Consider the following 12,532-nt stretch of genomic DNA (forward strand, 5'->3'; position numbering starts at 1 on the left):
CAGACACCTTGTGCGGGAGACACCTTGTTTGGGAAGCGTGCGGCCGTAGGTGTCTGACACCCCGCGCCGCGTTCGTTGCCGGCGCAGGGCGTTCCATGGGGTGTCAGACACCTTGTGCGGGAGACACCTTGTCTGGGAAGCGTGCGGCCGTAGGTGTCTGACACCCCGAGTCGCGTTCGTTGCCAGTGCAGGGCGTTCCATGGGGTGTCAGACACCTTGTGCGAGCAGCATGGGGTCGTAGGTGTCTGACGCCCCGCGCCGCGTTCGTTGCCGACGCGGGGCGTTCCATGGGGTGTCAGACACCTGGATAGCCGCTGCGCGGGGCCCCGAATTGCGGGATGCGCGCGTTCGGCAGGGGCAGATACCGGAAAGCGCGCGCCAGTGCCGCCACGTCGAGTCCCGCGCGCAGCAGGTGGGCTACCGCCAGGCCGGCCGCTTGCAGTGCGGGCGTGCGTCCCGGGCAGGCATGGCGGCCGGCGCCGAAGGTCCAGGGGGCCGCGCCGGCATGGGCCATGGCCGCCGCGGCCAGCACCAGCAGTACGGTGGCGGCGGCGGGCAGCGCAGTGTCCGCCAGGATCAACGGCCGCGCCAGGTAGCGGCGGGTGTTGTGGACGGGCGGATCGAGCCGCGCGCAGTCGGCCGCCGCCTGCAGGCACAGGCGCTCGTCGGCGCGGGCGGCGGCCGCGCGGGCCGGATCGCGCCCCAGTGCCACCAGCGTATTGCCGATCAGGCCGGCGCCGGCCTCGCACGATTGGAACAGCAGGCCGGCCAGGTTGGCGGCGAGCGTCTCGTCGTCGATGCCGGTACCGGCGGCGCGGCGCCGCAGCGCGGCCAGGGGCGTCGCGGCGGACTGGCGGCGCAGGTGTGCCAGCAGCCTGTGCCGCAGGCGCGCCGCGGCGGCATGGCCGGCGGCGATGTCGGCCGGCCACGCCGCCGCCCGCAGCGCCGCGCGGAACTGCGCGACGTCGCGCGCGCATGGCGCGGCCTCCGCATCGGGCAGACCCAGGCGCCCGGCCTGGGCATACACGGGCGCGTCGAACAGGAAGCGGTCGAGACTGGCCGGGCTGTCCGGCACGGGCGGCCAGTGCGCCGGCGGCCGCGGCGCCGGCTCCGCCAGGAGTGCCTCCAGCAATGGCTTCAGCGCGGCATGCCGCGGGCCGTCGATCATGCGGGCGAAGCGCCCGAACAGCGCGCCTGCCGCGCCATCCTGCAGCGCGGGCGGCACTGGCTCCTGGACCGGCCGTACGCGGGCCGCGGGCTCGTCGAGCAGGACACGGATGACGGCCGGCGCGCACGCAACCCACAGGCCCAGCGCGTCGTCGCGATACAGTGGCCGGCCGCGCGCGAGCGCCCGGTAGTAAGGGTATGGGTCGGGATGCGCGACGGCGCTGAGAGGGTCGGTGGGTTGCATGGCAGCAGTGTGCCGTGCCGTCGGCGGCCGTGATTCGATGCGGCTCGAAGCGTCGGCCGGATTCAGGCCAGCAGCGCGGCGTAGCCGGCGCGCGCATCGGGCCATTGCAAGGCCAGGCCGCTGGCGCGCAGTCGGGCGTTGCTGAGCCGCTTGCTGCCGACGTTGGGCGGCGCCGGCCCGTCAGCCGGCGCCGGGGCGCCCGCCAGGCCGGCCAGGTAGGCGTACAGCTCGTGCAGCGGCAGCGGCGTGTCGTCGCAGCCCAGGTACACCGGCTCGGCGCGTGGCAGGCACAGCAGGTGATCGGCCGCCGCGGCGGCGTCGTCGATATGGATGCGGTTGGCCCAATGCGGCGGGTGGCGCGGCGCGCGCGCCTGTCCGGCGCGCAGGCGCTCGACCAGTTGCAGCCGGCCGGGCCCGTACAGGCCGGCGAGCCGCAGGGCTACGGAGTCGAGCGGCTGGGCGGCGAGCCAGTCTTCGGTGTCGAGCAGGGTCCGCCCATTGAAGCCGAGCGGCGCGGGCGGCGTGGTTTCGTCGACCCAGTCGCCGTGGTGCTCGCCGTAGACGGCCGACGACGAGACGAACAGCACGCGGCGCAGGGCGGCGGTGTCCAGCGCCGCCAGCAGGGCGGGCAGGCCGTCGCGGAACACCGCGCGATACACGGCCGGGTCGCGCGCCCCGGGGGCGGGCAGGTAGGCCAGCCGGGTGATGCCGGCCGGCAGGCCGCGCAGGGTGTCCGGCCGGGTAAGGTCGGCGCGCAGCCAATGGATGCCGCTGGCGTCGTCGGCCGGCGGCTGGCGCCGCAGCGCCCAGACTTCGGCGCCGCGGGCCTGCAGGCGGCGGGCCAGGCGCAGGCCGAGGTCGCCGCAACCGGCCAGCAGCACGCGTTCGGCCATGGCCGCGCCTACATGCCGCTGTAGACCGGGCCTTCGCCGCCTTGCGGAGCGACCCACACGATGTTCTGGGTGGGGTCCTTGATGTCGCAGGTCTTGCAGTGTACGCAGTTCTGCGCGTTGATCTGCAGGCGGTCGTCGCCGTGGTCGTCCTTGACGAACTCGTAGACGCCGGCCGGACAGTAGCGCGCCTCCGGGCCGCCATACTTGGCCAGGTTGACGGCCACCGGCACGGTCGGGTCCTTGAGGGTCAGGTGGACCGGCTCGTTCTCTTCATGGTTGGTGTTCGAGATGAACACCGAACTGAGCCGGTCGAACGTCAGCTTGCCGTCCGGTTTGGGGTAGTCGATGCGCGCGCATTCCGAGGCCGGCTGCAGGCAGGCGTGGTCGGGCTTGGTGCGATGGATGGTCCAGGGGATGTTGCCCTTGAGCACCAGTTGCTCGATGCCGGTCATCAGGGTCGCGATGGTGCGGCCCTTCTTGAACCACTGCTTGAAGTTGCGGGCCTTGTTCAGCTCGGTGTGCAGCCACGACGATTCGAAGGCGGCCGGGTAGGCGGACAGTTCGTCCTGGCGCCGGTCGGCGGCCACGGCGTCGAACGCGGCCTCGGCGGCCAGCATGCCGGTCTTGATGGCGGCGTGGCTGCCCTTGATGCGCGAGGCGTTCAGGAAACCGGCCTCGCAGCCGACCAGCGCGCCGCCCGGGAAGGTCAGCTTGGGCAGCGACAGCAGGCCGCCGGCCGTGATGGCGCGCGCCCCGTAGGCGATGCGCTTGCCGCCTTCGAAGGTGCCGCGGATCGCGGGGTGGGTCTTGTAGCGCTGGAATTCCTCGAAGGGCGACAGCCAGGGGTTGGCGTAGTCCAGGCCCACGACCATGCCGACCGCCACCAGGTTGTTGTCCAGGTGGTACAGGAACGAGCCGCCATAGGTATCGGCGTCGAGCGGCCAGCCGGCGGTGTGCACCACCAGGCCGGGGCGCGCCTGGGCGGGATCCACTTCCCACATTTCCTTCAGGCCGATGCCGTACGCCTGCGGGTCGCGGCCGTCGTCGAGCTTGTAGCGCTCGATGAGCTGGCGACCCAGCTGGCCGCGCGAGCCTTCGGCGAAGATGGTGTAGCGGGCCAGCAGTTCCATGCCGGGCTGGTAATGGTCGGTGTGCGAACCGTCGCGGGCCACGCCCATGTCGCCGGTGGCCACGCCGCGCACGGCGCCGTTCTCGTCGTAGAGGACCTCGGCGGCCGCGAAGCCGGGGAAGATCTCGACGCCGGCGGCTTCGGCCTGTTCGCCCAGCCACTTGACCACATCGCCCAGCCGCACGATGTAGTTGCCGTGGTTCTGGAAACAGGCCGGCAGCATCCAGTTGGGCGTGCTGCGCGCGCCGGTGCGGGTCAGGAACAGGAACTGGTCCTGGGTGACGGGCACGTTCAGGGGGGCGCCCTTGTCTTTCCAGTCCGGGATCAGTTCGGTCAGGGCCAGCGGATCCATGACGGCGCCGGACAGGATGTGGGCGCCGATCTCGGCGCCTTTCTCGAGTACGCAGACGCTCAGGTCATGGTTGCGCTCGGTGGCGAGCTGCTTGAGCCGCAAGGCGGCGGCCAGGCCGGCGGGCCCGCCGCCGACCACCACCACGTCATATTCCATTGACTCGCGTTCGGACATTACACAAATCCCCTCTATGTGCCTTCTGGTGATGCAAAGAAGTATTATCGACGATTGTATTGCAGCCGGCCGCCCCGTGCCCCGGCAGCTTGATTCTCGTCAGGAGCACCATTCGTGAACCGGGATCCCCAGCCCGCGCGCACCCTCGAGGTGGGCGATTGCCACCAGGTCGAACTGCCCATGCGATGGGGCGATGCGGACGCCCTCAATCACATGAACAACACCAGCTACTTCCGCCTGATGGAAGAAGCCCGCATCCAGATCCTCTACGAAGCGGGCCTGACGCTGCCGGCCGATCAGGGCTTCATCCTGGCCCACGTGTCCTGCGACTTCCTGCGCGCGTTCACGTATCCCTGCACGGCGCGGGTGACCCACCGCGTCACCCGCCTGGGCCGCTCCAGCGTAGAGCACGAGCTGGTCCTCGAAAAGGTGGGCGACGATACGGGGCCGTACGCGCGCGGCCGCTCGGTGCTGGTATGGATGGATTTCATCGCCAACCGCTCGCAGCCCTGGCCGGCGGACGTGCTGGCGCGCCTGGCCGGCCAGTTCGTGCCGGCCTCCGCATGCCGTTAAAATCGGCGCAAACCACAATACGACCGGGCGTGCCACCCCCCGCAGCCGCGCCCTTTGGACCCGACCCTTACTAGGAGCAGGAGAGATGGACAAAGTTTATGCAAGCGCCGCCGAGGCGCTGGCAGGCATCGTCAAAGACGGGCAGATGGTCGCCGTGGGCGGCTTCGGCCTGTGCGGCATTCCCGAGGCGCTGATCGCCGCGCTGCGCGATTCCGGCGTCAAGGACCTGACTTGCATCAGCAACAACGCCGGGGTGGACGGCTTCGGGCTGGGCCAATTGCTCGAGACGCGCCAGATCCGCAAGATGATCGCCTCGTATGTGGGCGAAAACAAGGAATTCGAGCGCCAGTACCTGGCCGGCGAGCTCGAGCTGGAATTCACCCCGCAGGGCACGCTGGCCGAGAAGCTGCGCGCCGGCGGCGCGGGCATCCCGGCGTTCTTCACCCGCACGGGCGTCGGCACGATCGTCGCCGATGGCAAGGAACTGCGTGAGTTCGATGGCCACCAGTACGTCATGGAGCGCTCGCTGGTGCCGGACGTCTCGCTGGTCAAGGCGCAGGTCGCCGACCGCAGCGGCAACCTGGTGTTCCGCAAGACGGCGCGCAACTTCAACCCCAACGTGGCGATGGCCGGCAAAGTCACCGTGGTCGAGGTCGAGCAGATCGTCGACACGGGCTCGCTCGATCCCGACCAGGTCCATCTTCCCGGCATCTACGTGCACCGTATCGTGCTCAACGCGCAGCCGGAAAAGCGCATCGAAAAACGCACCACTCGCCCGGCCTAAGGAGAATACGACATGGCATGGTCCCGCGATGAAATGGCGGCGCGCGCCGCGCGCGAGCTGCAAGACGGTTTTTACGTGAACCTGGGCATCGGCCTGCCCACCCTGGTGGCCAACCACGTCCCGCCGGGCGTGGAAGTGTGGCTGCAGTCGGAAAACGGCCTGCTCGGCATCGGCCCGTTCCCCACCGAGGACGAGGTCGACCCGGACCTCATCAACGCCGGCAAGCAGACGGTGACGACGCTGCCCGGCTCGTCGATCTTCTCGTCGGCCGATTCGTTCGCGATGATCCGCGGCGGCAAGATCAACCTCGCCATCCTGGGTGCCATGCAGGTGTCCGAGAAGGGCGACCTGGCCAATTGGATGATTCCCGGCAAGATGGTCAAGGGCATGGGCGGCGCCATGGACCTGGTGGCCGGCGTGGGCAAGGTCGTGGTGCTGATGGAGCACGTGGCCAAGAAGAAGGACGGCACCGAAGACATCAAGCTGCTGGCCGAATGCACGCTGCCCCTGACCGGCGTCGGGGTGGTCGACCTGATCATCACCGACCTGGGCGTAATGGAGGTGGGAGAGAACGGCCTGAAGCTGCTCGAACTCGCTTCCGGCGTGACCGTCGAGGAAATCCAGGCCAAGACCCAGGCCAGGCTGGACGTCTCGGGCCTGTAGCCCGCCCGCCGCCCAGCAAAACCCTGCCTCGGCAGGGTTTTTTATTGCGCCACGGCAGGGTAATCCCGGAGTATGAAAATCTATTTTCTTATCTAAAATCTCGATGTAAACGAATTTACATCAATCGGCCCGCCGGCCGCCCTCCGCAGTCTTCGCCCCGTCATGACCAAGGCAGTTCCCCTGTCCGTGTCCGCCCGGATCGCCCGCGCGCAGCCTTCGTTCAGCCGTGCCCAGCATCGCATGGCCGAATACGTGCTCGCGCACCAGTTCCGCGTGGCCACCATGACCATCGACGAGTTCGCCGCCGCGGTGGGCGTATCGGTGGCGTCGGCTAACCGTTTTGCGCGCGCGCTTGACCTGCCGGGCTATCCGCAGTTCCGCGCCGAGCTGGCGCGGGGTTTCGAGGCGGCGCTCGAGCCGGTCGAAAAACTGCGCGTCGAACTGGCGCACTCCGCCACGGCGGCGCAGGTGATGGCGGCCACGCTCGAGGAAGACATCCGCAACGCCCAGCGCACGCTGCAGAACCTGGACGCCGACGCCTGCGAGCGGGCCGTCGATATCGTGCTGGGCGCCGATCGCGTCTTCATCATCGGCTTCGGCGCCAGCGGTTTCCTGGCCGGGCTGCTGCAGCGCGGGCTGTGCATGCACCTGCATGCCTGCGAATCGCTGGCCGGGCCGGGCGGGGTGTCGCACGCCGCGCGCCAGATGTCGCGCATGACGGCGCGCGACCTGGTGATCGCCATCGGCTTCCCGCGCTACCTGGCCGATACCGTGACGCTGGGCCGCGCGGCGCAGCAGGCGGGGGTGCCGGTGCTGGTGCTGACCGACAAGCCCACCTCGCCGCTGGCGCCCCTGGCGACGGTGGCGCTGTATGCCCACACGTCGCGCCAGGCCTCGGCCAATTCCGAGACCGGCGCGCTCGGGCTGGTGGAGGGCCTGTCGGCCGCGGTGGCCCACCGGGCCAAGAATTCAATCCAGGCCGCGGCCGGCGTGACCCAGTCCGTCATGCCGTGGCTCATCCATGGCGTAGGAGCAGGAAAAAGATGATTCAGCCGGTTATCGCGATCCACGGCGGCGCGGGCGCCATGTCGCGCGCAGCCATGTCGCCCGAGAAAGAGCAGGAGTTCCTGGCCGCCCTGGAGCGCATCCTGGCGGCGGGGCAGGCCGTGCTGGCCGCCGGCGGCGGCGCGCTCGATGCGGTGACGGAAGCGGTGCGCCTGCTGGAGGACTGCCCGCTGTTCAACGCGGGCCATGGCGCCGTGTTCACCAGCGCGGGCACCCACGAGCTGGACGCCTCCATCATGGATGGCGCCACGCTGCGCTGCGGCGCCATCGCCAATGTCTCGCGCGTGCGCAATCCGGTGCTGGCGGCGCGCCAGGTCATGGAGCACAGCAAGCATGTGTTCTTCGTGGGCGCCGGCGCCGAGGAGTTCGCCCGCGCCCAGGGGCTGGAACTGGTCGATCCGGCCTATTTCTCGACCGAGGCGCGGCGCGAACAGTTGCTGCGCGTGCAGCGCGAGACGCCCGACGCGGCGGTGCTGGACCACGACGGCCAGGCGCTGGTGGCGCGCGGCCAGCCGGCGCCGGCCGACCCGCTGGACGCTGACAAGAAGTACGGCACCGTCGGCGCGGTGGCGGTCGATGCGCAGGGCAATGTGGCCGCGGCCACCTCGACCGGCGGCATCACCAACAAGCAGGTCGGGCGGGTCGGCGACGCGCCGCTGATCGGCGCGGGCTGCTACGCCAGCAACCGCAGCTGCGCCGTGTCCACCACCGGCACCGGCGAGATGTTCATCCGCGCCGTCGCCGCCCACGACGTGGCCGCGCAGATGGAATACGGCGGCGCCTCGCTGCAGGCGGCCGCCGATCGCGTGGTGTTCGAGACCTTGCCCGCGATCCAGGGCAAGGGCGGCCTGATCGCCGTCGACACCGCGGGCAATGTGGTCCTGCCGTTCAACACGGAAGGCATGTATCGAGGCTACGCCCGCGTGGGCGAGTCGCCGGTGGCGGCCATTTACTGATGGCCGTTGCGCAATACCGCTGCCCACGCGGCAGCCAGCAGGGGATGAAGAATTATGGTTGATCGCGCTAGCAGCCTGGCGCTGCCTGACAACCGCGTGGTCCAGGTGGACGACCTGAGCGTGCGTTTCGCCACGTCGGAGCGCACCGTGGACGCGGTGCGCAATCTGTCGTTCCACATCGATCGCGGCGAGACGCTGGCCATCGTGGGCGAATCCGGCTCCGGCAAATCGGTCACGTCGCTGGCGCTGATGCGGCTCGTGGAACATGGCGGCGGCAAGATCGCCAGCGGCAGCATGCTGCTGCGCCGGCGCAGCGGCGCCGTGGTGGACCTGGCGCGTGCCCCGGGCGCGACGATGCGCGGCATCCGCGGCGCCGACGTCGCGATGATCTTCCAGGAACCCATGACGTCGTTGAACCCGGTGTTCACCGCGGGCGACCAGATCGCCGAGTCGATCCGCGTGCACCAGGGCAAGGACCGCGCCAGCGCCCGCGCCGAGGCGCTGCGCATGCTGGAGCGCGTGCGCATTCCCGAGGCGCGCCAGGTGCTGGACCGCTATCCGCACCAGTTGTCCGGCGGCATGCGCCAGCGCGTGATGATCGCCATGGCGCTGTCGTGCAAGCCGCAACTGCTGATCGCCGACGAGCCGACCACCGCGCTCGACGTCACCATCCAGGCGCAGATCCTGCAGCTGATCCGCCAGCTGCAGGAAGAAATGGACATGGGCGTGATCTTCATCACGCACGACATGGGCGTGGTGGCCGAAGTGGCCGACCGCGTGCTGGTCATGTATCGCGGCGACAAAGTCGAGGAAGGCACCTCGGACGCCGTCTTCGAACAGCCCCGCCACGCCTATACGCGCGCGCTGCTGTCGGCGGTGCCGCGCCTGGGCGCCATGGCGGGCACCGACTCGCCGGCCAAGTTCCCGCTGCTGCGCGTCGATTCGCAAGGCGAGGAGCCGGCCGTCGAACCGCACGACACGCTGCGCGACGATGCCCAGCCGATCCTGCGCGTCAAGGACCTCATCACCCGCTTCGACGTGCCCAGCGGCCTGTTCGGCAAGGTCAAGCGCAGGGTGCACGCGGTCGAGAAGGTCAGTTTCGACCTGTATCCCGGCGAGACGCTGGCGCTGGTCGGCGAATCGGGCTGCGGCAAGTCGACCACCGGCCGCTCGCTGCTGCGCCTGGTCGAGAGCCAGAGCGGCGCCATCGAATTCGGCGGCCAGAACATCCGCGACATGCCCACCAGCACGCTGCAAAGCCTGCGCCGCAATATCCAGTTCATTTTCCAGGATCCGTTCGCCTCGCTCGACCCGCGGGTCACGGTGGGCTTCTCGATCATGGAGCCGCTGCTGGTGCATGGCCTGGCCAAGGGCGAGGAGGCGCGCCAGCGCGTGGCCTGGCTGCTTGAAAAGGTCGGCCTGCCGCCCGACTACGCCAGCCGCTATCCGCACGAGTTCTCGGGCGGCCAGCGCCAGCGTATCGCCATTGCGCGCGCGCTGGCGCTGAACCCGAAGGTGGTAGTGGCCGACGAGTCGGTGTCGGCGCTGGACGTCTCCATCCAGGCGCAGATCGTCAACCTGATGCTGGACCTGCAGCGCGAACTGGGCGTGGCGTTCCTGTTCATTTCGCATGACATGGCGGTCGTCGAGCGCGTCAGCCACCGCGTGGCCGTGATGTACCTCGGCCAGATCGTCGAGATCGGCCCGCGCCGCGCCATTTTCGAGAACCCGCAGCATCCGTACACCCGCAAGCTCATGGCTGCGGTGCCCATCGCCGATCCGGCGCGCCGCCACCTGAAGCGCGAGCTGCTGTCGGACGAGATTCCCAGTCCGATCCGGGCCGTCGGCGACGAACCGGTGGTCCAGCCGTTGGTGCAGGTTGCGCCACGGCATTTTGTCGCTCGGCATCGCATCGCCGGCGCTTATTGATAAACAAGCCGTCTACCCCCAAGGAGCCTGTTCATGAAGAAACGAGTCGATGCGCTGTTCCAGCGCAAAACCCTGGCGGCAAGCCTGCTGGCGTTGTCGGCCCTGACCTGCGGCAGCGCCGCGTTCGCGGCCAAGGACGTCGTGCTGGCCCTGAGTTCGCAAGCCGAGACGCTGGACCCCTACAACACCAACACCACCCTGACCACTGCGGTCACCAAGTCGTTCTACGAAGGCCTGTTCGAGTTCGACAAGGACCTGAAGATCAAGCCGGTGCTGGCCGAAAGCTACGAGGTCACGCCCGACGGCCTGACCTATACCTTCAAGCTGCGCCAGGGCGTCAAGTTCCATGACGGCACGGACTTCAACGCCGAGGCGGTCAAGGCCAACCTCGAGCGCGTGCTCAACCGCGACAACCACCTGGCGCGCTATAACCAGTTCAACCGCATCGCCAAGGTCGAGGCGGTGGACGCCGCCACGCTGCGCATCACGCTCAAGGAGCCGTTCGCGCCGTTCATCAACTCGCTGGCGCACGCCTCGGCCGCCATCATTTCGCCCGCCGCGCTGAAGAAGTACGGCAAGGACATCGCCTTCCATCCCGTGGGCACGGGCCCCTTCGTGTTCGACGGCTGGAAGCAGACCGACTATGTGAAGGGCAAGAAGTTCGACGGCTACTGGAAGAAGGGCTATCCCAAGGTCGACACCATCACCTGGAAGCCGGTGCTCGAGAACAGCACCCGCGCCGCCATGCTGCAGACCGGCGAGGCCGATTTCGCCTACACGCTGCCGTATGAGCAGGCCGCGCTGCTGCAAAAGAGCGACAAGCTGGACGTGCTGACCGGCGATTCGATCATCACCCGCTACATCAGCTTCAACGTGCAGCACAAGCCGTTCGACAACGTCAAGGTGCGCCAGGCCATCAACTACGCCATCAACCGCGAGGCGCTGGCCAAGGTGGCGTTCGCCGGCTACGCCTTCCCGGCCCAGGGCATCGTGCCGCAGGGCGTGACCTACGCCTACAAGATGGACCCGTGGCCGTACGATCCCAAGAAGGCCAAGCAACTGCTGGCCGAGGCTGGTTATCCGAACGGCTTCGAGTCGGTGCTGTGGGGCGGCTATAACAACACCACCACCCAGAAGGTGCTGCAGTTCGTGCAACAGCAGCTGCGTCAGGTCGGCGTGAAAGTCCAGGTGCAGGCCCTCGAAGTCGGCCAGCGCACCGAGATGGTCCAGTCCGCGCCCGATCCCGCCACCGCGCCGGTGCGCATGTACTACGCCGGCTGGTCGTCCTCCACCGGCGAGGCCGACTGGGCGCTGCGTCCGCTGCTGGCGTCGGAATCGTTCCCGCCCAAGCTGAACAACACGGCCTACTACAAGAACGAGCTGGTCGACGCCAACATCGCCAAGGCCCTGCGCTCGGTCGACGACCAGGAGAAGGCCAAGCTGTACCAGGAAGCGCAAGAGCAGATCTGGAAAGATGCCCCGTGGGCCGCGCTGGTCACCGAGAAGATGCTCTATGCCCGCAGCAAGAAGCTGGACGGCGTCTACGTGATGCCCGACGGCAACATCAATTCGGGCGAGATCTCGGTTTCCGAGTAATCGCGTTCTCCTAGAACGGCCGATACACGGCCGATGGCGCGCCGGCCCCCGCCGGCGCGCCATCACGCCGACCAGGTTGCAAAATGCTGAATTATTTTCTGAAGCGGCTGGTGGGACTGGCGCCCACGCTGCTGATCGTGGCGGTACTGGTGTTCCTGTTCGTGCACATGCTGCCGGGCGATCCCGCGCGGCTGGCCGCGGGCCAGGACGCCGACCTCGAAACCGTCGAACTGGTGCGCAAGGAACTGGGCCTGGACAAGCCGCTGCCGGAACAGTTCGTGCGCTTCTTCACGAATATCGTGCAGGGCGATCTCGGCACCTCCATCCGCACGCGCCGGCCGGTGTCGGTCGAGATCGCCGAGCGCTTCATGCCGACCCTGCTGTTGACGCTGGTCAGCATGGCCTGGTCGGTGGTGTTCGGCATGGGCATCGGCATTATCTCGGCGGTGTTCCGCAACCGCTGGCCCGACCGCCTGGGCATGACGCTGGCCGTGTCGGGCATTTCGTTCCCGGCGTTCGCGCTGGGGATGCTGCTGATGCAGATATTTTCGGTCGACCTGGGCTGGCTGCCGACGGTGGGGGCCAGCTCGTGGCAGCACTATATCCTGCCGTCGATCACGCTGGGCGCCGCGGTGGCGGCGGTCATGGCGCGCTTCACGCGCGCCTCGTTCGTCGAGGTCATCCAGGAAGATTTCGTGCGCACGGCGCGCGCCAAGGGGCTGCGCGAGCGCGTCGTCATCATCAAGCATTGCCTGCGCAATGCGCTGATTCCGGTGGTGACCATGATGGGCCTGCAGTTCGGCTTCCTGCTGGGCGGCTCGATCGTGGTCGAGGCCGTCTTCAACTGGCCCGGGCTGGGACGCCTGCTGGTCGATTCGGTGAACATGCGCGACTACCCGGTGATCCAGGCGCTGGTGCTGCTGTTCTCGCTGGAATTCATCCTGATCAATCTGGTCGTGGACATGCTCTATGGCTACATCAACCCCACCATTCGCTACAAGTGAGGC

11 protein-coding genes are annotated in these 12,532 nt (G+C 68.5%); 8 read left to right on the top strand and 3 right to left on the bottom strand.

Annotated features, from left to right (window positions below):
• Window positions 1–295 precede the first annotated feature (295 nt).
• From ACKTT0_RS15475 to ACKTT0_RS15485, 3 genes are all read right to left on the bottom strand, one after another.
• Entirely contained in the window at window positions 296–1,411 is a 1,116-nt protein-coding gene (locus tag ACKTT0_RS15475) for a cytochrome P450 family protein (protein ID WP_407850726.1), read from the bottom strand.
• Window positions 1,412–1,473: 62 nt separating this feature from the next.
• Window positions 1,474–2,304, bottom strand: coding sequence for an NAD-dependent epimerase/dehydratase family protein (locus ACKTT0_RS15480; RefSeq protein ID WP_407850727.1), 831 nt, complete (start codon window positions 2,302–2,304; stop codon window positions 1,474–1,476).
• Between the two features lie 8 nt (window positions 2,305–2,312).
• The gene (locus ACKTT0_RS15485) at window positions 2,313–3,959 is read right to left on the bottom strand and encodes an electron transfer flavoprotein-ubiquinone oxidoreductase (protein WP_038854074.1); all 1,647 of its coding nucleotides are present in this window, start codon (window positions 3,957–3,959) and stop codon (window positions 2,313–2,315) included.
• Window positions 3,960–4,073: 114 nt separating this feature from the next.
• On the opposite strand from ACKTT0_RS15485, the gene ACKTT0_RS15490 reads away from it, so the two are divergent.
• The 8 genes from ACKTT0_RS15490 to gsiC all read left to right on the top strand — a co-directional run bounded on the left by ACKTT0_RS15490 (window position 4,074) and on the right by gsiC (window position 12,529).
• The gene (locus ACKTT0_RS15490) at window positions 4,074–4,532 is read left to right on the top strand and encodes an acyl-CoA thioesterase (RefSeq protein ID WP_407850728.1); all 459 of its coding nucleotides are present in this window, start codon (window positions 4,074–4,076) and stop codon (window positions 4,530–4,532) included.
• Window positions 4,533–4,617: 85 nt separating this feature from the next.
• A complete protein-coding gene (locus ACKTT0_RS15495; RefSeq protein WP_028356315.1) occupies window positions 4,618–5,316 on the top strand; it encodes a CoA transferase subunit A in 699 nt (232 codons plus the stop codon).
• A 12-nt stretch (window positions 5,317–5,328) separates the two neighbouring features.
• Window positions 5,329–5,979, top strand: coding sequence for a CoA transferase subunit B (locus ACKTT0_RS15500; protein ID WP_407850729.1), 651 nt, complete (start codon window positions 5,329–5,331; stop codon window positions 5,977–5,979).
• Window positions 5,980–6,141: 162 nt separating this feature from the next.
• Window positions 6,142–7,026 (top strand): MurR/RpiR family transcriptional regulator, encoded by an 885-nt coding sequence (locus tag ACKTT0_RS15505; RefSeq protein ID WP_028356313.1) that lies wholly within the window; start codon window positions 6,142–6,144, stop codon window positions 7,024–7,026.
• The gene (locus ACKTT0_RS15510) at window positions 7,023–8,000 is read left to right on the top strand and encodes an isoaspartyl peptidase/L-asparaginase family protein (RefSeq protein ID WP_407850730.1); all 978 of its coding nucleotides are present in this window, start codon (window positions 7,023–7,025) and stop codon (window positions 7,998–8,000) included. The genes ACKTT0_RS15505 and ACKTT0_RS15510 overlap by 4 nt, the downstream gene beginning before the upstream one ends.
• A 54-nt stretch (window positions 8,001–8,054) precedes the next feature.
• A complete protein-coding gene (locus ACKTT0_RS15515; protein WP_407850731.1) occupies window positions 8,055–9,929 on the top strand; it encodes a dipeptide ABC transporter ATP-binding protein in 1,875 nt (624 codons plus the stop codon).
• A gap of 33 nt (window positions 9,930–9,962) precedes the next feature.
• The gene (gene gsiB, locus ACKTT0_RS15520; RefSeq protein ID WP_407850732.1) at window positions 9,963–11,525 is read left to right on the top strand and encodes a glutathione ABC transporter substrate-binding protein GsiB; all 1,563 of its coding nucleotides are present in this window, start codon (window positions 9,963–9,965) and stop codon (window positions 11,523–11,525) included.
• Window positions 11,526–11,608: 83 nt separating this feature from the next.
• Complete coding sequence (gene gsiC, locus ACKTT0_RS15525) at window positions 11,609–12,529, top strand: glutathione ABC transporter permease GsiC (RefSeq protein WP_028354334.1); 921 nt, start codon at window positions 11,609–11,611, stop codon at window positions 12,527–12,529.
• The last annotated feature ends 3 nt before the right edge of the window (window positions 12,530–12,532 follow it).

Origin of the sequence: Bordetella saccharivorans, assembly GCF_045862855.1 — a bacterium.
Classification (GTDB): domain Bacteria; phylum Pseudomonadota; class Gammaproteobacteria; order Burkholderiales; family Burkholderiaceae_B; genus Bordetella_A; species Bordetella_A petrii_F.

Bases quoted from the DNA above. Each gene is read 5' to 3' on its own strand.
- ACKTT0_RS15510 (WP_407850730.1), top strand. From the start codon at position 7,023: ATGATTCAGCCGGTTATCGCGATCCACGGCGGCGCGGGCGCCATGTCG.
- ACKTT0_RS15475 (WP_407850726.1), bottom strand. From the start codon at position 1,411: ATGCAACCCACCGACCCTCTCAGCGCCGTCGCGCATCCCGACCCATAC.
- ACKTT0_RS15485 (WP_038854074.1), bottom strand. From the start codon at position 3,959: ATGTCCGAACGCGAGTCAATGGAATATGACGTGGTGGTGGTCGGCGGC.
- gsiC (WP_028354334.1), top strand. From the start codon at position 11,609: ATGCTGAATTATTTTCTGAAGCGGCTGGTGGGACTGGCGCCCACGCTG.
- gsiB (WP_407850732.1), top strand. From the start codon at position 9,963: ATGAAGAAACGAGTCGATGCGCTGTTCCAGCGCAAAACCCTGGCGGCA.
- ACKTT0_RS15480 (WP_407850727.1), bottom strand. From the start codon at position 2,304: ATGGCCGAACGCGTGCTGCTGGCCGGTTGCGGCGACCTCGGCCTGCGC.
- ACKTT0_RS15505 (WP_028356313.1), top strand. From the start codon at position 6,142: ATGACCAAGGCAGTTCCCCTGTCCGTGTCCGCCCGGATCGCCCGCGCG.
- ACKTT0_RS15515 (WP_407850731.1), top strand. From the start codon at position 8,055: ATGGTTGATCGCGCTAGCAGCCTGGCGCTGCCTGACAACCGCGTGGTC.
- ACKTT0_RS15495 (WP_028356315.1), top strand. From the start codon at position 4,618: ATGGACAAAGTTTATGCAAGCGCCGCCGAGGCGCTGGCAGGCATCGTC.
- ACKTT0_RS15500 (WP_407850729.1), top strand. From the start codon at position 5,329: ATGGCATGGTCCCGCGATGAAATGGCGGCGCGCGCCGCGCGCGAGCTG.